Raw genomic sequence first — 18448 nt, 5'->3', positions numbered from 1 at the left:
ACATGATGATTAAAGTAGCGTCTATTACAAAATTAGAAAATGGTTCAATTGTAACGCCGAAAGGCTTTTCGGCAATTGGTACTGTAAATGGTCTGAAAAAGGAGAAAAAGGATTTAGGGGCAATCGTTTGTGACGTACCAGCATCATGTGCCGCTGTGTATACAATGAATCAAATACAAGCAGCCCCTTTGCAAGTAACGAAGGATAGTATAACGGCAGAAGGGAAGTTACAAGCAATTATCGTTAATAGTGGAAATGCAAATGCTTGTACTGGAATGCAAGGATTACAAGACGCATACGAGATGCGCGCGTTAGGGGCGGAACATTTTGGAGTGAAAGAAAATTACGTTGCAGTAGCTTCAACAGGTGTAATTGGTGTTCCGCTGCCGATGGATATAATCCGAAAGGGGATTGCAACTCTTATACCGACGAAGGAAGAAAGTGAAGCATATTCTTTTTCTGAAGCAATTTTAACGACGGATCTTATCACGAAAGAAACTTGCTATGAAATGATTATTGATGGGAAGAAAGTGGCGATTGCGGGTGTTGCAAAAGGTTCAGGGATGATTCATCCGAATATGGCAACGATGCTTAGTTTTATTACGACAGATGCTCATATAGAGCGTGACGTATTGCAAACAGCATTATCCCAAATTACGAATCATACATTTAATCAAATTACGGTAGATGGAGATACTTCTACGAATGATATGGTCATCGTTATGGCAAGTGGATTATCAGAAACAAGCCCTATAAATATGGAACATACAGATTGGGAAACTTTCGTATGTACTTTACAGAAGGTATGTGAAGATTTAGCAAAAAAAATTGCGCAAGATGGTGAAGGCGCTACGAAGTTAATAGAAGTAAATGTGCTAGGAGCTCAAACGAATGAAGAGGCAAAAAAAATTGCAAAGCAAATAGTCGGTTCGAGTCTTGTGAAAACAGCAATACATGGTGAAGACCCAAACTGGGGGCGAATTATTAGCAGTATTGGACAAAGTGAAGTAGTTATTAATCCGAACACAATTGACATTACTCTTCAATCTATATCGGTATTAAAAAATAGTGAGCCTCAAATATTTTCTGAAGAAGAAATGAAAGAGAGATTACAAGAAGATGAAATAGTCATTAATGTGTACTTACACTTAGGTGAAGAGACAGGATCAGCTTGGGGCTGTGACTTAAGCTATGAATATGTGAAAATAAATGCTTGTTATCGTACATAAGGAGAGAGAAGATGAGCGATTATATTGTAGTGAAATGCGGCGGTAGTATGTTGAATCAATTAAATGATGTGTTTTTTGAATGTATAAAGAAATTGCAACAGAAGTATAAAGTAGTGATTGTTCATGGTGGTGGACCAGAAATTGATGCCAAATTAAAAGATTGTAACATCAACGTAGAAAAAAGAGATGGATTACGGATAACACCAAAAGAAGTTATGGATGTTGTTCAAATGGTGCTATGCGGAAGTACGAATAAAAAATTCGTAATGAATTTACAAAAGCATAATTTACTTGCTGTAGGTTGTTCAGGGTGTGACGGCAATTTACTTCAAGTTCAACCTGTCAGCGAGGAGATAGGATATGTGGGAGAAGTAAGTTATGTAGAAACAGCCTTATTAAAAGGATTAATAAATATGGGGTATATTCCTGTTATTGCTCCAATCGGGGTAAATGGTAATGAAATTTATAACATAAATGCGGACAATGCTGCAGCTGGGATTGCGGCCGCGTTAGGGGCAAAAGAGCTGATTTTTATTACGGATGTAGATGGAATATTACATGAAGGGAATTTGGTAAAGGAAACGGATGAATCTGAAATTGCTACTTTTATAGAAACAGGTGTTATTACAGGTGGGATGATTCCGAAAGTACAGGCGGCACTAGCATCATTAAAAATGGGAGTGCAAAAGATAAGTATTGTGAATGGTACAAAAGATTTTACTGAGGTTACGGGAGAGTGTATTGGAACGACGGTAACGAAAGGGGTGAGTATTGCATGACGAGTCATCTTTTTCAAACGTATGGCAGAAGAACTATTGAGTTTGTAAAGGGAACTGGAACGAAAGTTATTGATAATAACGGTAAGGAATATTTAGATTTCACATCAGGAATTGGCGTATGTAATTTAGGACATTGTCACCCTACTGTTCTCAAAGGTGTACAAGAGCAACTTGATGATATATGGCATATATCTAACCTGTTTACAAACAGCTTACAAGAAGAAGTTGCGTCATTATTAACAGAAAATAGAGCATTAGATTATGTGTTTTTCTGTAATAGTGGGGCAGAGGCAAATGAAGCGGCTTTAAAGTTAGCACGTAAGCATACTGGAAAATCTCTCGTCGTAACATGCCAGCAGTCTTTTCACGGTAGAACATTTGGAACGATGAGTGCAACAGGCCAAGATAAGGTAAAAGAAGGATTTGGTCCATTACTTCCATCTTTTTTACATATCCCTTTTAACGATATTAAAGCATTAGAGGAAGTAATGAATGAAGAAGTTGCGGCGGTAATGGTAGAAGTAGTTCAAGGAGAGGGAGGAGTAATACCTGCTGATCTATCTTTTTTGAAAGAGATTGAAACATTATGTAATAAGTTTGGTTCCTTATTTATTATAGACGAAGTACAAACGGGGATAGGAAGAACTGGAACACTATTTGCTTATGAACAAGTGGGAATAGAGCCTGATATCGTTACCGTTGCAAAGGCACTTGGGAATGGGATTCCTGTCGGAGCGATGATTGGCGGGAAAGAGCTCGGAACGTCGTTTACTGCAGGATCACACGGTTCAACTTTTGGCGGGAATTACATCGCGATGGCTGCAGCGAAAGAAGTATTGCAAGTGAGCAAAAAACCATCGTTTTTAAAAGAAGTACAAGAAAAAGGCGAGTACGTATTAGAGAAGTTGCAAGAGGAATTACAGCATGTCGAATGTATTCAAAATATACGTGGTAAGGGGCTTATGATTGGGATTGAGTGTAAGCATGAAGTTGCAAGTTTTATAGAACAACTAGAAAACGAAGGACTTCTCGTATTACAAGCAGGCCCTAATGTTATAAGACTATTACCGCCACTCATTGTCACGAATGAAGAGTTAGAACAGGCAGTATATATAATAAAAAAAGTAGTTTGTACAAAAAACGTATCAATCATATAAGGGGGAAGTTTCATGTCAACTGTACAAGTACCGAAATTAAATACGAAAGATCTTTTAACACTAGAAGAATTAACGAAAGAAGAAGTTATTTCTTTAATTGAGTTCGCTATATATTTAAAAAAGAATAAGCAAGAGCCTTTATTACAAGGCAAAATATTAGGGCTTATTTTTGATAAGCATTCAACTCGTACTCGCGTATCTTTTGAAGCGGGAATGGTACAGCTCGGGGGACATGGTATGTTTTTAAGTGGGAAAGAGATGCAAATGGGGAGAGGAGAAACCGTTTCAGATACTGCGAAAGTATTATCGCAGTATATTGACGGGATCATGATACGTACATTCTCCCACGCGGATGTAGAAGAGCTTGCAAAAGAATCAAGTATTCCTGTTATTAACGGTTTAACGGATGATCATCATCCTTGTCAAGCATTGGCAGACCTCATGACGATATATGAAGAAACAAATACATTTAAAGGAATAAAATTGGCTTACGTAGGTGACGGAAATAATGTATGTCATTCATTGTTGCTAGCGAGTGCAAAAGTCGGAATGCATATGACTGTTGCAACGCCTGTAGGATATGAACCGAATGAAGAGATTGTAAAAAAAGCGTTAGCGATTGCCAAGGAAACAGGAGCTGAAATTGAAGTTTTGCATGATCCTGAATTAGCGGTGAATGAAGCTGATTTCATTTATACTGACGTTTGGATGAGCATGGGGCAAGAGGGCGAAGAAGAGAAATGTACTTTATTTCAGCCATACCAAATCAATAACGAACTTGCTAAGCATGCGAAGCAAACATATCGTTTCTTACACTGTTTACCTGCCCATCGTGAAGAAGAAGTAACAGGAGAAATTATAGATGGACCACATTCTATCGTCTTTGAGCAAGCTGGTAATCGATTGCATGCTCAAAAAGCGTTATTAGTGAGTTTATTTAAAAATGTAGAAGAGCCTTCCTAAAAGGGAGGTTTTTTTATATTAAAATGTCATATGTATATTTAGTTAACCATTTCGATATCATTTATAATAAAAGAGAAAACTAAATTTGTTTTTCAGAGTGTGTAAGGACATACTACATATAAAAATATAGTTAAAGAGATGATGAGGGTGAAAACAACTAAGAAAACATATTCGTTTTTTCAGCGGATGTGGAGAATATTAAAGTTTCAATATTATAAGTTGCTTCGATCGCCAGAAGGCGCAAAGAAAGTATCGTTAGGGTTTGCTATAGGATTCGGCTTAGAAATGTTAGTCATTTATACGGCATCGCTCGTATATGTAATATTTTATCCAATCGTCAGGTTAGCAAAGGGATCTTTTCCTGCGGCAGTTATTGGCAATATTATTGGGAAAATATCGTTTCTCCCAGTATTTTTATTTCCGCTTGCGTATGCGCTAGGAAAAATGATTTATCCATTTCATGTACAGAAAATTCATCATGAACCATTTACGATATCGGACTTGTTTTCAAGTCACATTTTTACGATATTAAAGAGCTTATTACAAAGTGAAGTGTATGTATTAATTGGAATGACGATTTTAGGAGTTGTGTTTGGTCTCATTTCGTATTTCGTTGTGCATTATTTATACGAAAAGAACCGTAAGTTACGCTTGAAGAAAAGGAAGAAACGAGTGAGAGAACCACTTGTACAATTATAAACAATGTCACATCCATTTTCTCCTTTGAATATGTTTAAGAAAAAGGAGGAGAGGATAATGTATTATTATTACGTACCTCAAGTATATCCATATGTAAATTATTATCCGGTTTATGATACGAGTAGACAATACGAATTATATCGGCAACAACAATTACAGCAATTATCACAAATACCACAAATACCACAACAACAGCCTACACAGGAAAAAAACCCATATTTAACAACATGGCCATATTCCAATGTATACTATGGTAACTATTACGAATCATAAAGCTGCTTCTATTTAGAAGCAGCTTTATACGTTTGTTTTCAAAATTAAATTTTGAATGGTTTGAAGAGAATGAATGAGCTTTTCGCGCTCTTCCTCAGATAATGTTTGGAAATTTTCTTTTAGTTTGTCTAAAATGAATTGCTGATACTGATTTACTAATAATTTCCCTTCAGCTGTTAGGGAAATTAAAATGACCCGTCGATCTTTTTCGCTATAATGACGCTCTATTAGTTCTTCTTGAATAAGTTTGTTTAATAGAGGTGTCATGTTAGGCCGTGAAATCGCTAGCCGCTTGCCGATTTCGGAAACTGCTAATGTGCCGTTTTCATGCAAAAGCAGTAATACTTGTGTATGTGATGGCGGCATATGTCTTTGAGAAGAGAATTCTCCAGGAAGCATAAATTTGCGATAAAAAAGAGGCACTAGCGAAAGAAGATGATCAACAATACGTTCCCACTCGCGTGATTCCATATAAAGGCCCCCTTCCACTCTCATTGTAACAAAAAAGACATGTTATAAAAATAGAATTGTTTCATGGGAATTTTAATATTTGTAGGCCAATACTTTTTTTGTAAATGAATCGGCAATAATCGTATAGCCTTTATCATTTGGGTGTACTTGGTCAAAGAGCAATTCTTTTTTATCATTCGATATTAATTTACGAATTGGCAAAACGATAGATGGTTGATTCACTTTTGCAATGGAATAAACGGATTCATTCCAGCCGTCTAAAAACATATCTGCATAACTTGCGATGGAATCATCGAGTTGTAACGGGTTATAGAGTTCAGAAAGAATGAGTAAAGCATCCGGATTTTGATCTCGGACTGTCTTTACAATATTTTTTACATCCGCTTCAAAATGAGCTTTTTCTTTATTTAACATTTTAATACCGTCTATAACACCGACATCACGATTTAAGCGAAATAAATTATTTCCCCCAATATTAATTGTAATGATATTTGCTGCTCTAATTTTTTGCTTTACATCTTCTGATTGAACTTTTTTAGCGAGACGATCTGTTGTAAGACCGTTTATCCCAAGGTTTTCTACAGTAATTGGTTTATGAATTTGTGCTTCTATTTGTTTAGAGGCTAATTCAGCAAATCCACCTTGTGTTGATCCATATCCTTTGGCGAGCGAATCACCTAGTACGAGATGATAAAAGGAATCGTTTGTTTGCTTATCAATCCAACTTGGAGTAGATGTTTTTTCTGTTTTTTCTTCAGATTCATTTGGTTTTGTCTCGTCGTTCTTTTCAAAATAAGAATAAGAAATGATCAGAAGGAGGAGACAAACAATTGTTAAGATGACTTTTTTCATAAATTCATCCTCCTTGTAATTGGTAATTGTATCATATTCAGCAGTATTAGCAATGTAAGGGCATATTATATGTTTATGAAAAGTTTATAATAACTTTACAGAAAATTTGTTGAAGTTTGTCAAAAAATATTGACGATAGGAAAGAACTTTATATATGATAATGTCAGATAAGGTGAAACTTTAATTAGTGGGAGCTTTATTTCCTATTAATTGTTAGTCTTCATCAATCGGGCGTTTAAGGGGACTACTCGTTAGCGCAGGGTGAAATGAAAATTGTGTCTCTAATAGAAGAAAAAAGGTATGTGGTTAGAGACAGATAGGGATTCATTTCATTATTTCTGGTAATTGTATAAGGGGGATTTTTTGTGAAAAAGTCAAAAAAAATGCTAGCTGGAGCAACTCTTGCGATTGGTGTTATAGCACCGCAAGTAATGCCAGCAACAGCTCATGCAGATGAGAACACTGGGGAGAGTACAGTTAAATTACGAATTCTAGAAACATCAGATATTCACGTTAACTTAATGAATTACGATTATTATCAAACGAAAACAGATAATAAAGTAGGTCTCGTACAAACGGCAACACTCGTTAATAAAGCACGTGAAGAAGTGAAGAACTCTGTCCTATTTGATGATGGGGATGCATTACAAGGGACACCGCTTGGGGATTACGTAGCGAATAAAATAAAAGATCCGAAGAATCGTGTGGATCCTAGTTATACACATCCATTATATCGTGTAATGAATTTAATGAAGTATGACGTCATCTCTCTTGGGAATCATGAATTTAACTACGGTTTAGATTATTTAAAGCAAGTGACTAGTAAAACAAAAATTCCGGTTATTAACTCGAATGTCTACAGAGATGACCATGATGGTAATGATGAGAATGACGAGCATTACTTTGATAGACCATATCATATTTTAGAGAAAGAAGTAGTGGATGAAGCAGGCCAAAAACAAATAGTGAAAATTGGTGTAATGGGATTTGTTCCACCACAAATTATGAATTGGGATAAAGCGAATTTAGAAGGACAAGTAAAAGCAAAAGATATTGTGCAAACAGCGAAAAAATTAGTTCCGGAAATGAAGGCGCAAGGTGCGGATATTATAGTTGCACTAGCGCATTCAGGTGTTGATAAGAGTGGATACAACGAAGGAATGGAAAATTCATCGTTTTATTTAGCGACAGAAGTTCCTGGCGTAAATGCAGTATTAATGGGACATTCACATACTGAAGTGAAGGATGTATTTAATGGTGTTCCAGTTGTAATGCCGGGTGTTTTTGGTAGTAACTTAGGTATTATTGATATGCAATTGAAAAAGGTAAACGGAAAATGGGAAGTGCAAAAAGATCAGTCTAAGCCGCAACTTCGTCCGATTGCTGATAGTAAAGGTAATCCATTAGTAGAATCTGATCAAAAATTAGTTAATGAAATTAAAGATGAACATGAAAAGACAATCGAATATGTAAATACACATGTAGGTGAAACGAAAGCACCAATTAATAGTTATTTTTCATTAGTACAAGATGATCCTTCCGTACAAATTGTGACAAATGCGCAAAAATGGTATGTAGAACAAGAACTTAAAAAACCAGAATACGAAAAGATTAAAGATATTCCAGTTTTATCTGCAGGAGCACCATTTAAAGCAGGTGGCCGAAACGGTGCGACATATTATACTGATATTCCAGCTGGAACGTTAGCAATTAAAAACGTTGCAGATTTATACGTGTATCCAAATACGTTATATGCTGTAAAAGTAAATGGGGCACAAGTGAAAGAATGGCTTGAAATGTCTGCAGGTCAGTTTAATCAAATTGATCCAAAGAAAACAGAAGAACAGCCGTTAGTAAATATAGGCTATCCTACATATAACTTCGATATTTTAGATGGCTTAAAATACGAAATTGATGTAACACAACCGGCGAAATACGATAAAGATGGAAAAGTTGTAAATGCAAATGCTAATCGTATTGTAAATATGACATATGAAGGTAAGCTAGTAGCTGACAAGCAAGAGTTTATCGTCGCTACAAATAACTATCGTGGAAGTAGCCAAACGTTCCCAGGTGTAAGTAAAGGGGAAGTTGTATACCAATCACAAGATGAAACACGTCAAATCATTGTGAAGTATATGCAAAAAATAAAAGATATTGATCCAGCAGCTGATCAAAATTGGACATTTAAACCGATTGTTGCAGATAAATTAAATACAACATTTGATTCTTCACCAAATGCACAAAAGTATATAAAGAAAGATGGAAAGATTTCATATGTTGGACCATCTGAAAATGAATTTGCGAAATATGCAATTGATATAACGAAGAAAAATGATGATAAAGAAACTGGTGAAGGAAATCCAACAACACCGCCAACAGGTGAAGGAAATAATGGAGGAAATCCAACAACACCACCAACGGGTGAAGGAAATAATGGAGGAAATCCAACAACACCACCAACAGGTGAAGGAAATAATGGAGGAAACCCAACAACACCACCAACAGGTGAAGGAAATAATGCTGGATCTGGACAAACTACAACAGATAATCAAAACGCAAAAGAAACAACAACTGTAAGTGAGAACAAAGATGAACGTGATTTACCGAAAACAGGTGCAAGTATTGCTTCTACAATTGGAGCTGGTCTTGCGTTTGTTGGAGCGGGATTACTTATGTTATTTAGAAGAAAGAAAGCGAATAGATAGTCGAGAAATATAAAAAGGATTACCGATTTGGTAATCCTTTTTGTTATATTATGAAACTGGTACTGCTTTTTCTTTTTTCCATGAAAGACCGAATCCAGTAAAGCCGACGATAATGGTTACGACTGGACATGCTAAACAGAAGATTGCGTATGGCAGGTAATCGAATGTTGGAACGCTAAGAACGTTTGTTAAGAATACGCCACTGACACCCCATGGTACGAGTGGATTAATTACTGTACCAGCATCTTCTAATACTCGTGATAAATTACGACGTTCTAAACCGACTTCATCGTATTTATTAGCAAATGCTTGTCCTGTTAAAACGATGGATAAGTACTGCTCACCAAGTAAGAAGTTTACACCAATTGCAGTTGAAGCAGTAGAAATAATTAAGCGTGTACTAGTTTTTACGAAGCTAGAGATAATATTCATCAGCTGCGCTATAATGCCCATTCCTTGTAATAATCCTCCCATACAAAGAGCTAGGAAAATAAGAGCAATTGACATCATCATACTTTGCAGGCCACCGCGAGATAATAAGCTATCAATATCTTTGATACCAGTTTTAGAAACGTAACCGTCTTGCATAATTTTCATTAAATCAGCTAAAGAAGTGCTAGGTTTAAAAATAAAGAGAATAATAATTCCTACCACAATTCCTGCAAGTAATGTTGGAACTGCGGGTACCTTTTTAAATGCGAATAGGAACAGTAATAAAATAGGAATAAGTGTAACGATAGAAATCGTTGCATTTTTTTCTAGTGTATTAATAAATGCTGAGAAATCAACGTTTCCACCAGATCCGCTTCCTAAAATGAAAAATGCGATAAATGCAATAATGAAAGCTGGCACTGTTGTCCAAAGCATGTTACGAATATGTTCAAATAAATCTACACCTGTTACAGCAGGCGCTAAGTTTGTTGTATCAGATAAAGGAGACATTTTATCTCCGAAGAATGCACCAGAAATAATTGCACCAGCAATAAGAGCTGGATCGTATCCAAGGGCAGTACCCATTCCCATAAAAGCAAGTCCTACAGTTGCAGCAGTTGTAAAAGCACTACCGATACTCGTTCCAACAATTGCACAAACAACAAAAACAGTTGGAACGAAAATTTTTGGAGATACAAGCTGGAAGCCGTATACCATTAAAGTCGGAATAGTTCCAGCTGCGATCCAAACGCTAATTAATACGCCTACAAGTAAGAAAATAAATATAGATGGAATACCAGCTGAAATACTACTAATCATCCCTTTCTCCATAGTAGACCAAGAGATTCTCTTCAGGAATCCAAATGCTAATAAAAGAACGATACCAAATAAAATTGGGATGTGTGGTGAAACTTCTAATTTGATAACACTAAAGCCAATGCAGAAAAAGATAAAAATTGTTAAAAGAACAGACTCAATTTTTGAAACCATTGTTTTCCCCTCCTAAGTAATGTGAAATAGCTCTTTTTATATAAAATTCGCCAATATTGTATATTCCCTTCTAAAATTTAGAATTTTGTGACAAATTACCGGTAATTGTTAGTTCTTCTATATGATGCGGAAATGATTGGATAAAAAAACGTCCCTGCATATAATTATGCAGGGACGAAGAAATCGCGGTACCACCCTAGCTTGTGAAATGAATGTATCACAAAATAAAGGGTCATATGATATGCGCTTATAAAATAAAAAACGCCCCTGCAATATATGCAGGGACGAAAAATTCGCGGTACCACCCTAAATTGTGAAACAGTGTTGTTTCACCACTCTTTAGACATAACGGTCTATAACCGTCTTTCACTACTCCTCACGTTTCGTAAAAGAAGCTCCAGGGGGTAATTCATAATTCGCTCTGTACTGGTTCGCACCGACCACCAGCTCTCTGAAATCAGAAATCGAAATACTACTAAATCCTATCAACGCCGATTCATATGATGTTAGTTAAATTTTTATCATATTTTCATCTTACATGTCAATAAAAATATTAAATGTTTTTTTAGGGAAATAAAGGATAATTGTTTTTAACGCTGTAAAAATGTACGTTATAATGAATTTGAAAGGGGGAGGAAAGAGTGAAGAAAAAAATAATTCTTTTTACCACTTTATTAGTTATTGGAGGAAGTGCTGGAATTTACACAGCTTTTGCGGCTGAATCAGAGCAGTTGAAACAAAAGCAAATACAACAGTCAGAAGTGAAGAAAGTAAAAGAAATAGAAGAGAAGAAATCAATGGAAAAAGCAGCAGAGAAACTAGGAGTTTCTACTGAGGGGAAAACAAAAGAAGAGGTTACGAAAGAAGTAAATACCGCTAGGTTTGAGAAGCGTCATGATTTATTAATTGAGCACGCTAAGCAACTTGGAATTGATACAGAGGGAAAAAAAGATGAAGAAATTATTTTAGAAATTGGAAAGATACAGCATGGAAAGTAGAACAACTTATCGTATGATAAGTTGTTCTTTTTTAAGAACTATTTGATTTTAAAATAATTGACAGTCATTCGGATTTAATGTTAACTATATTTATAAACAAGTTAACATTAGGGGTGACAATTGTGACAATAAATAGTAGAACGATTGAAAAATCATCTTATACATATGAAGAATTAGCGGAGAAAAATAAAGCTTACGTATGGCACCCATTTACACAAATGAAAGATTATTTAGAAGAAGATCCTGTCATTATTGAACGTGGAGAGGGAAGAAAGCTATACGATGTAAATGGTAATGAATATTGGGATGGTGTTTCATCTATATGGTTAAATGTTCACGGACATCAAGTACCGGAATTAGATGAAGCAATTCGTGAGCAATTAAATAAAATTGCTCATTCTACTATGTTAGGACTTGCTAACGTTCCATCTATTTTATTAGCAGAAAAAATTATTGAGGTTGTACCAGATGGATTGAAGAAGGTATTCTATTCTGATTCAGGTTCTACCGCTGTTGAAATTGCAATTAAGATGGCTTTCCAATATTGGCAGCATAAAGGGAAACCAAAGAAACAAAGATTCGTTACATTAAAAGAAGCATATCACGGTGATACAATTGGAGCTGTTTCGGTAGGAGCAATAGACTTGTTTCACCAAGTGTATAGTTCGCTCTTATTTGATGCGATTAAAATGCCGTATCCATATACATATCGTTCTCCTTACGGAAATAATAAGGAGGAAATTGTAAAAAGCCATTTAGAAGAAATGGAAGAATTGTTGAAAGAAAAGCATGAAGAAGTAGCTGCCATCATTGTAGAGCCATTAATGCAAGGTGCTGGCGGGATGATTACAATGCCAAAAGGATATTTAAAAGGACTGCGCGATTTATGTACTAAGTACAATGTATTATTTATTACAGATGAGGTAGCGACTGGATTTGGGCGTACAGGGAAAATGTTTGCTTGTGAACATGAAAATGTGACGCCAGACATTTTAACTGCTGGGAAAGGTTTAACAGGTGGATATTTACCAATTGCAGTTACGGTAACAACAGATGAAATATATAATGCCTTCTTAGGAGAATATGAAGAACAAAAAACATTTTTCCATGGACATAGCTACACAGGTAATCCGTTAGGGTGTGCCGTAGCAATCGCGAATCTAGAACTATATGAAAAAACAAATTTAATAGAAGACGTGACACGTAAAACGGATTATGTGACAGCGCAATTAGAAAAGCTCTTTGCGTATAAACATGTAGGTGATATTCGTCAGTGCGGATTAATGGTTGGTATTGAGCTTGTGAAGAATAAGGAAACGAAAGAAGCGTTTGACTGGACAGAAAGAGTCGGTGTTCAAGTATGTAAACGCTCAAGAGAGCTGGGTATGATTTTACGACCGCTAGGTAACACGATTGTATTTATGCCACCACTTGCTTCTACTTTTGAAGAGATTGATGATATGTTACGCATTTTATATAAGGCAATCTCAGATGTTACGGAGGGAGAATAATGAGTGGTTTTTTCATAACAGCAACTGATACTGAAGTTGGAAAAACAGTAGTTGCAGGTGCTATAGCAGGTGTATTTAGAGAATTAGGATATAACGTAGGGGTATATAAACCGTTACAAAGTGGGCATGTTGCATCAAACCCTGAGGGAGATGCGGCAAGGTTAAAAGTACTATCAGGTGTACCGACACAAGAAAATGAAATTTGCCCTTATTCTATTGAAGAATCACTTGCTCCGAGACTTGCCATGAAAAGAGCTGGAAGAGTAGTAAAGTTAAAAGAAATTACTGATTGCTATAATGAACTATTAAAAGAGTTTAATAGCTTATTTGTAGAAGGAGCAGGTGGGCTTGCTGTCCCATATACAGAAGATGCTTTAGTAATTGATTTTGCAAAAGAATTACAGTTGCCTCTTATTGTAGTAGCTCGTCCTACATTAGGAACAGTAAATCATACAGTGTTAACGATTGCTTACGCAAAGGCGCATGGCTTAACCGTAGCGGGTGTCATTTTATCAGGTTGCAAAGAATGTGAAATGGAAAGAGTGCAAGAAAATAAAGAGATGATTGAAGAGCTGAGCGGGGTACCAGTTTTAGGATTATTACCATTCTTTGAAGGTGAGTTTACGAAAGAAGAAGTATTGGAATCTGCAAAAGAACATATTATGATTTCAAAATTAGAGGAGTTTATCCAAAATGAATCAAACGTGGCGGGCGCATCTTCAATCTAAATTACAACAATTACATGAGCAAGGGCAGTATCGAAATTTATATGTAACAGAGAAGGCAGAAGAGACTTGGCTTATTCGAGATAAAAAAAGGATGTTAAATTTAGCGTCAAATAATTATTTAGGGTTAGCTGGAGATGAAAGGTTAAAAGAAGCTGCTATTGCCTGTACAAAAAGATGTGGAACTGGAGCGACTGCCTCTCGTCTCGTTGTAGGAAATCATCCATTATATGAAGAGGTTGAGAGAAGCATATGTGACTGGAAAGGTACTGAAAGAGCTTTAATTGTAAATAGTGGGTATACGGCAAATATAGGTGCCATATCTTCTTTAGCCTCTCGGCACGATATTGTTTTTAGTGATAAGTTAAATCACGCAAGTATTGTTGATGGAATCATATTAAGCGGGGCAGAGCATAAAAGGTATCGTCATAATGATTTGGATCATTTAGAGAAGCTGTTGAAAACAGCGTCACCTGAAAAGCGGAAATTAATCGTAACTGATACCATTTTTAGTATGGATGGTGATACTGCTTATTTGAGAGATTTAGTACAGCTGAAAGAGAAATACGGGGCAATCATTATAGTCGATGAAGCACATGCGAGTGGAATATATGGAATCGGCGGAGCTGGGTTATCTCATATAGAAAAAAATCTTGCTCAAAAAATTGATATACATATGGGGACGTTTAGCAAGGCTTTAGGGTGTTATGGTGCGTATTTGACAGGTGATGAAATTTATATAGAGTATTTACAAAATATGATGAGAAGCTTTATTTTTACTACAGCTTTACCACCAAGTACGTTAGGAGCAGTGCAAAAAGCAATTGAAATTGTAAAAGAAGATAATGAAAGAAGAGAGAACCTTATAGCAAACGGAGAATACTTCAGAACTAAATTAAGGGATGCTGGTTTTGATATTGGGAATAGTTCAACTCATATTGTACCGATTGTAGTCGGTTCAAATGAACATGCTTTACGATTTAGTAAAAGGTTGCAAGAGGCAGGGATTGCGGCTATTGCAATTCGTCCGCCAACTGTGCCGGTTCATAGCTCTCGAATTCGCTTTGCAGTTACATCGCAACATACAATAGATGATTTAAAATGGGCTATTGACCGAATTATTCACATTGCGAAAGAAGAGGAGATTTTCGTATGAACGAGCTAAAGATTATTTTTATCCCAGGATGGGGAATGGAAGAGAATATTTGGGATTTAGTATTTCCGTATTTTAAAGGATACCCTGTTCAAAGCATAGATTGGCGTAATGTGAAAGAACGAAGTGAATTTGCGGAACGAATTGTAGATGTAGCGCATAATGACAACGTAATTTTAGTTGGATGGTCACTAGGAGCGTTAGCAGCAGTTGAAGCTTATAAAAAGATTCAGGCAAAAGGCATCGTATTAATTGGTGGTACTGCTAAATTTACAAATACGAGCGACTACAGTAACGGATGGAATGCTTTGCATGTAGAACGGCTGAAAAGGAATTTGGCGAGAAGGAAAGAAGATACGCTCAAGCGGTTTTATGAAAATATGTTTACGAAAGATGAGCTAAAAGAGAATAAAAACTTTGAAGACATTGTAAACCGTTTTAAAGGTGATTCTATTCAGTCTTTACAACTAGGTTTGGATTATTTAATAGAAACAGATATGAGAGAAGAACTAAAAGAAATTAAAGTACCTATACTACTTATTCACGGAGAACAGGATGTAATATGCCCATTGTCTGCGGCACGTAGTATGACGGAGAATAGCAGCAGCGAGCTGAAAGTAGTAAGTGATGCAGGGCATGCGTTATGTGTGACGAATTTTGAATATTGCGCAAATGAGATAATTCAATTTATAGAGGGGATACGACATGATCAACAAAACGTTACTACAAAAACGGTTTAATGGGGCAGCCGTATCTTACGATCGATATGCAAATGTACAAAAAAAGATGGCACATTCATTACTTTCAATCTTAAAGGAACGATATAGTGAAACGGCATCAATACGTATTTTAGAACTGGGGTGCGGGACGGGGTATGTAACAGAGCAATTATCAAAGTTATTTCCGAAAGCACATATTACAGCAGTTGATTTTGCTGAAAGTATGATTGCAATTGCGCAAACTAGACAAAATGTAAAAAATGTAACGTTTCACTGTGAAGATATTGAGCGATTACGATTAGAAGAATCATATGATGTCATTATTTCAAATGCTACATTTCAATGGTTAAATAATTTACAACAAGTGTTAAGAAATTTATTTCAACATTTGTCTATAGATGGGATATTACTCTTTTCAACGTTTGGACATGAAACATTTCAAGAATTGCATGCTTCGTTCCAACGTGCGAAAGAAGAAAGAAATATAAAAAATGAAACATCGATTGGTCAACGTTTTTATTCGAAAGATCAGTTGCTTCATATATGCAAGATAGAAACAGGGGATGTGCATGTTTCTGAAACATGTTACATAGAGAGTTTTACAGAAGTTAAGGAATTTCTACATTCTATTCGAAAAGTAGGAGCGACTAATAGCAATGAAGGATCATATTGTCAAAGTCCCTCACTCTTTCGTGCGATGCTGCGCATATACGAAAGAGACTTCACGGGAAATGAAGGGATAATGGCAACGTATCATGCTTTATTTATGCATATAACAAAAGAGGGGAAGAGATGAAATGAAACAAGTACAAACAAAAAGGGATTGGAAAAAACTTGCATACGACGTAGTGGAAGAGCAGATGATTACGAAAGAAGATGCAATAGCGATATTAGAAGCTGATGATACAGAAGTTCTAGAAATTATGAATGCAGCTTACATCATTCGTCATCATCACTTTGGTAAGAAAGTAAAATTGAATATGATTATTAATACGAAATCTGGATTATGTCCTGAAGATTGTGGATATTGCTCACAGTCTATTATTTCAGAAGCACCGATTGATAAATATGCATGGTTAACGCAGGAGAAGATTGTAGAAGGGGCACATGAAGCAATACGCCGTAAAGCAGGTACATATTGTATTGTAGCGTCTGGTCGTCGTCCGACGGATAAAGAGGTAAATCACGTAATTGGAGCAGTTAAGGAAATTCGTGAAACGACAGACTTGAAGATTTGTTGTTGTTTAGGTTTCTTAAATGAAGATCAAGCAGGACGTTTAGCGGAAGCGGGCGTGCATCGTTATAACCACAACTTAAATACACATGAAAATAATTACGATAGTATTTGTTCAACTCATACGTATGATGATCGTGTTGATACAGTTCAAAAAGCGAAACAAGCGGGCATTTCTCCATGCTCTGGAGCGATTTTTGGCATGGGAGAAACAATTGAAGAGCGTGCTGAAATTGCATTTGAATTACAACGTATAGATGCAGATTCTATCCCTTGTAATTTCCTTGTTGCTGTAAAGGGAACACCTCTTGAAGGGCAAAAAGAGTTAACGCCAGTAGAATGTTTAAAAGTACTGGCAATGATGCGTTTTGTAAACCCGACAAAAGAAATTCGTATTTCAGGAGGACGTGAAATCAATTTACGTTCTGTACAGCCAATCGGTTTATTTGCAGCAAATTCTATTTTTGTCGGGGACTACTTAACGACAGCTGGACAAGAGCCGACTGCAGACTGGGGTATGATTGCAGATTTAGGATTTGAGATTGAAGAGTGTGCATTATAAGATAGATGAAAAAGCAAACTTGTAAAAGGGTTTGCTTTTTTTGTAAATAAAATGTAATAAATAGTTGTGAACGCTTGATATTATTGGTTTTTGAGCGGAAAAAAGAATTTTTGTGGACGAATTTTCCAAGCCCTAGTTGTACATAGTAAATATGTAATTTATATTGGGTTGGAGGATTTTACATGTACAAATACATATTAGCGATTATGACTTGTTTAATTTTAATAAAAGCAATAAGTTCTGATCCAGTTAAGGCTGCTGAAAATCCTGAACAAAAAGAGATGCAACAAAGAATCGAACAACACTTTCGAACGAAAGCTGAACATTTTGGATTGAAAACGGAAGGAAAAGATTTAAAGGAAGTTAGAAAAGAAATTACTATTATAGAAGAAGCGAAAAAAAGAGAGAATGTATGGAGAACAGCACAAGCTCTTCATATAAAAACAGAAGGAAAAACGACGAATGAATTAATAAAAGATGTACAAAAAAAGGTGAAAAAATAAAAAGAGGCCGAAGCCTCTTTTTTTATGCCCATTGTTTTGATAAGTGAGCCATTTCAATTGCAGCAACAGCTGATTCATATCCTTTATTACCAGCTTTCGTACCTGCGCGTTCAATCGCTTGTTCAATTGTTTCTGTCGTTAATACGCCGAAAATAACTGGGATGTCCATTTGTAGTGATAAAGACGCAACACCTTTTGCTACTTCATTACAAACGTAATCGTAGTGAGTTGTAGCACCTCGGATTACAGTACCTAATGTAATAACAGCATCATACTTTCCGCTACTAGCCATCTTTTTAGCGATTAAAGGAATTTCAAATGCACCAGGAACCCAAGCAACATCAATATCATTTTCTTCTACACCGTGACGCTTTAATCCGTCTAAAGCGCCGCCAAGTAACTTACTTGTAATAAATTCGTTAAAACGTCCAACAACAACTCCAACTTTTAATCCTGTACCAACTAAATGACCTTCGAATACCATAATAAA

At 36.0% G+C, this 18448-nt stretch carries 19 protein-coding genes and 1 other annotated feature; of the genes, 15 read left to right on the top strand and 4 right to left on the bottom strand.

Going from position 1 to position 18448, the window contains the following annotated elements; all coding sequences use genetic code 11:
- Positions 1-5 precede the first annotated feature (5 nt).
- The 6 genes from argJ (at position 6) to MHH27_RS21250 (ending at position 5100) form a co-directional block, all read left to right on the top strand.
- Positions 6-1229, top strand: coding sequence for a bifunctional glutamate N-acetyltransferase/amino-acid acetyltransferase ArgJ (gene argJ, locus MHH27_RS21275; RefSeq protein WP_141541670.1), 1224 nt, complete (start codon positions 6-8; stop codon positions 1227-1229).
- Between the two features lie 11 nt (positions 1230-1240).
- Positions 1241-2008 carry an acetylglutamate kinase gene (gene argB / locus MHH27_RS21270; protein ID WP_001286796.1) on the top strand — a complete coding sequence of 256 codons (768 nt, stop codon included), beginning with the start codon at positions 1241-1243 and terminating at the stop codon, positions 2006-2008.
- Positions 2005-3165, top strand: coding sequence for an acetylornithine transaminase (locus tag MHH27_RS21265; protein ID WP_000200552.1), 1161 nt, complete (start codon positions 2005-2007; stop codon positions 3163-3165). Before argB ends, MHH27_RS21265 begins: the two co-directional genes overlap by 4 nt.
- Before the next feature lie 12 nt (positions 3166-3177).
- Positions 3178-4128 (top strand): ornithine carbamoyltransferase, encoded by a 951-nt coding sequence (gene argF / locus MHH27_RS21260; RefSeq protein ID WP_340943993.1) that lies wholly within the window; start codon positions 3178-3180, stop codon positions 4126-4128.
- 138 nt (positions 4129-4266) lie between these two features.
- Positions 4267-4827 carry a DUF2062 domain-containing protein gene (locus MHH27_RS21255; RefSeq protein ID WP_002005691.1) on the top strand — a complete coding sequence of 187 codons (561 nt, stop codon included), beginning with the start codon at positions 4267-4269 and terminating at the stop codon, positions 4825-4827.
- Positions 4828-4884: 57 nt separating this feature from the next.
- Positions 4885-5100 carry a hypothetical protein gene (locus MHH27_RS21250; protein WP_340943990.1) on the top strand — a complete coding sequence of 72 codons (216 nt, stop codon included), beginning with the start codon at positions 4885-4887 and terminating at the stop codon, positions 5098-5100.
- Positions 5101-5124: 24 nt separating this feature from the next.
- Here MHH27_RS21250 and MHH27_RS21245 read toward each other — a convergent pair whose 3' ends face one another.
- Both MHH27_RS21245 and MHH27_RS21240 read right to left on the bottom strand, forming a co-directional pair.
- Positions 5125-5571, bottom strand: a complete 447-nt coding sequence (locus tag MHH27_RS21245) for a MarR family winged helix-turn-helix transcriptional regulator (RefSeq protein WP_000445819.1) — start codon at positions 5569-5571, stop codon at positions 5125-5127.
- A gap of 72 nt (positions 5572-5643) precedes the next feature.
- Positions 5644-6423, bottom strand: a complete 780-nt coding sequence (locus MHH27_RS21240; RefSeq protein ID WP_065222895.1) for a GDSL-type esterase/lipase family protein — start codon at positions 6421-6423, stop codon at positions 5644-5646.
- Positions 6424-6788: 365 nt separating this feature from the next.
- Here MHH27_RS21240 and cpdB point away from each other — a divergent pair, with 365 nt between their 5' ends.
- The gene (gene cpdB / locus MHH27_RS21235) at positions 6789-9131 is read left to right on the top strand and encodes a bifunctional 2',3'-cyclic-nucleotide 2'-phosphodiesterase/3'-nucleotidase (RefSeq protein ID WP_097924735.1); all 2343 of its coding nucleotides are present in this window, start codon (positions 6789-6791) and stop codon (positions 9129-9131) included.
- Positions 9132-9179: 48 nt separating this feature from the next.
- On the opposite strand, the gene nhaC is transcribed toward cpdB, so the two are convergent.
- Positions 9180-10553 carry a Na+/H+ antiporter NhaC gene (gene nhaC / locus MHH27_RS21230; RefSeq protein ID WP_016080358.1) on the bottom strand — a complete coding sequence of 458 codons (1374 nt, stop codon included), beginning with the start codon at positions 10551-10553 and terminating at the stop codon, positions 9180-9182.
- Positions 10554-10830: 277 nt separating this feature from the next.
- Positions 10831-11051, bottom strand: a binding site (T-box leader).
- A 143-nt stretch (positions 11052-11194) separates the two neighbouring features.
- Here nhaC and MHH27_RS21225 point away from each other — a divergent pair.
- The 8 genes from MHH27_RS21225 (at position 11195) to MHH27_RS21190 (ending at position 17958) form a co-directional block, all read left to right on the top strand.
- Positions 11195-11551, top strand: coding sequence for a hypothetical protein (locus tag MHH27_RS21225; RefSeq protein WP_000726902.1), 357 nt, complete (start codon positions 11195-11197; stop codon positions 11549-11551).
- Between the two features lie 77 nt (positions 11552-11628).
- A complete protein-coding gene (gene bioA / locus MHH27_RS21220) occupies positions 11629-13062 on the top strand; it encodes an adenosylmethionine--8-amino-7-oxononanoate transaminase (protein ID WP_340943985.1) in 1434 nt (477 codons plus the stop codon).
- Positions 13062-13790 (top strand): dethiobiotin synthase, encoded by a 729-nt coding sequence (bioD, locus tag MHH27_RS21215; protein WP_340943983.1) that lies wholly within the window; start codon positions 13062-13064, stop codon positions 13788-13790. The genes bioA and bioD overlap by 1 nt, the downstream gene beginning before the upstream one ends.
- A complete protein-coding gene (bioF, locus tag MHH27_RS21210) occupies positions 13756-14943 on the top strand; it encodes an 8-amino-7-oxononanoate synthase (RefSeq protein ID WP_001077298.1) in 1188 nt (395 codons plus the stop codon). The genes bioD and bioF overlap by 35 nt, the downstream gene beginning before the upstream one ends.
- A complete protein-coding gene (locus tag MHH27_RS21205; RefSeq protein WP_090977115.1) occupies positions 14940-15680 on the top strand; it encodes an alpha/beta fold hydrolase in 741 nt (246 codons plus the stop codon). The genes bioF and MHH27_RS21205 overlap by 4 nt, the downstream gene beginning before the upstream one ends.
- Positions 15646-16455 (top strand): malonyl-ACP O-methyltransferase BioC, encoded by an 810-nt coding sequence (bioC, locus tag MHH27_RS21200; RefSeq protein ID WP_000608912.1) that lies wholly within the window; start codon positions 15646-15648, stop codon positions 16453-16455. Before MHH27_RS21205 ends, bioC begins: the two co-directional genes overlap by 35 nt.
- A gap of 1 nt (position 16456) precedes the next feature.
- Positions 16457-17455 (top strand): biotin synthase, encoded by a 999-nt coding sequence (bioB, locus tag MHH27_RS21195; protein ID WP_098867463.1) that lies wholly within the window; start codon positions 16457-16459, stop codon positions 17453-17455.
- 182 nt (positions 17456-17637) lie between these two features.
- Positions 17638-17958, top strand: a complete 321-nt coding sequence (locus tag MHH27_RS21190) for a hypothetical protein (protein ID WP_340943977.1) — start codon at positions 17638-17640, stop codon at positions 17956-17958.
- Positions 17959-17980: 22 nt separating this feature from the next.
- Here MHH27_RS21190 and ribH read toward each other — a convergent pair whose 3' ends face one another.
- On the bottom strand, positions 17981-18442 hold the full coding sequence (gene ribH, locus MHH27_RS21185; RefSeq protein ID WP_000230895.1) for a 6,7-dimethyl-8-ribityllumazine synthase: 462 nt from the start codon (positions 18440-18442) through the stop codon (positions 17981-17983).
- Between the last annotated feature and the right edge of the window lie 6 nt (positions 18443-18448).

Source organism: Bacillus sp. FSL L8-0152 (genome assembly GCF_038006365.1).
In the GTDB taxonomy this organism is placed as follows: Bacteria; Bacillota; Bacilli; order Bacillales; family Bacillaceae_G; genus Bacillus_A; species Bacillus_A cereus.
Note: the sequence above shows the minus strand (reverse complement) of the source record. Positions and strands in the feature narration are given on the sequence as shown.

Excerpts from the sequence above, each read along its gene's own strand:
- argJ (WP_141541670.1), top strand. The coding sequence starts at position 6 with ATGATTAAAGTAGCGTCTATTACAAAATTAGAAAATGGTTCAATTGTA.
- argB (WP_001286796.1), top strand. The coding sequence starts at position 1,241 with ATGAGCGATTATATTGTAGTGAAATGCGGCGGTAGTATGTTGAATCAA.
- MHH27_RS21265 (WP_000200552.1), top strand. The coding sequence starts at position 2,005 with ATGACGAGTCATCTTTTTCAAACGTATGGCAGAAGAACTATTGAGTTT.
- argF (WP_340943993.1), top strand. The coding sequence starts at position 3,178 with ATGTCAACTGTACAAGTACCGAAATTAAATACGAAAGATCTTTTAACA.
- MHH27_RS21255 (WP_002005691.1), top strand. The coding sequence starts at position 4,267 with ATGATGAGGGTGAAAACAACTAAGAAAACATATTCGTTTTTTCAGCGG.
- MHH27_RS21250 (WP_340943990.1), top strand. The coding sequence starts at position 4,885 with ATGTATTATTATTACGTACCTCAAGTATATCCATATGTAAATTATTAT.
- MHH27_RS21245 (WP_000445819.1), bottom strand. The coding sequence starts at position 5,571 with ATGGAATCACGCGAGTGGGAACGTATTGTTGATCATCTTCTTTCGCTA.
- MHH27_RS21240 (WP_065222895.1), bottom strand. The coding sequence starts at position 6,423 with ATGAAAAAAGTCATCTTAACAATTGTTTGTCTCCTCCTTCTGATCATT.
- nhaC (WP_016080358.1), bottom strand. The coding sequence starts at position 10,553 with ATGGTTTCAAAAATTGAGTCTGTTCTTTTAACAATTTTTATCTTTTTC.
- bioA (WP_340943985.1), top strand. The coding sequence starts at position 11,629 with ATGTTAACTATATTTATAAACAAGTTAACATTAGGGGTGACAATTGTG.
- bioD (WP_340943983.1), top strand. The coding sequence starts at position 13,062 with ATGAGTGGTTTTTTCATAACAGCAACTGATACTGAAGTTGGAAAAACA.
- bioF (WP_001077298.1), top strand. The coding sequence starts at position 13,756 with ATGAATCAAACGTGGCGGGCGCATCTTCAATCTAAATTACAACAATTA.
- MHH27_RS21205 (WP_090977115.1), top strand. The coding sequence starts at position 14,940 with ATGAACGAGCTAAAGATTATTTTTATCCCAGGATGGGGAATGGAAGAG.
- bioC (WP_000608912.1), top strand. The coding sequence starts at position 15,646 with ATGATCAACAAAACGTTACTACAAAAACGGTTTAATGGGGCAGCCGTA.
- bioB (WP_098867463.1), top strand. The coding sequence starts at position 16,457 with ATGAAACAAGTACAAACAAAAAGGGATTGGAAAAAACTTGCATACGAC.
- MHH27_RS21190 (WP_340943977.1), top strand. The coding sequence starts at position 17,638 with ATGTACAAATACATATTAGCGATTATGACTTGTTTAATTTTAATAAAA.
- ribH (WP_000230895.1), bottom strand. The coding sequence starts at position 18,442 with ATGGTATTCGAAGGTCATTTAGTTGGTACAGGATTAAAAGTTGGAGTT.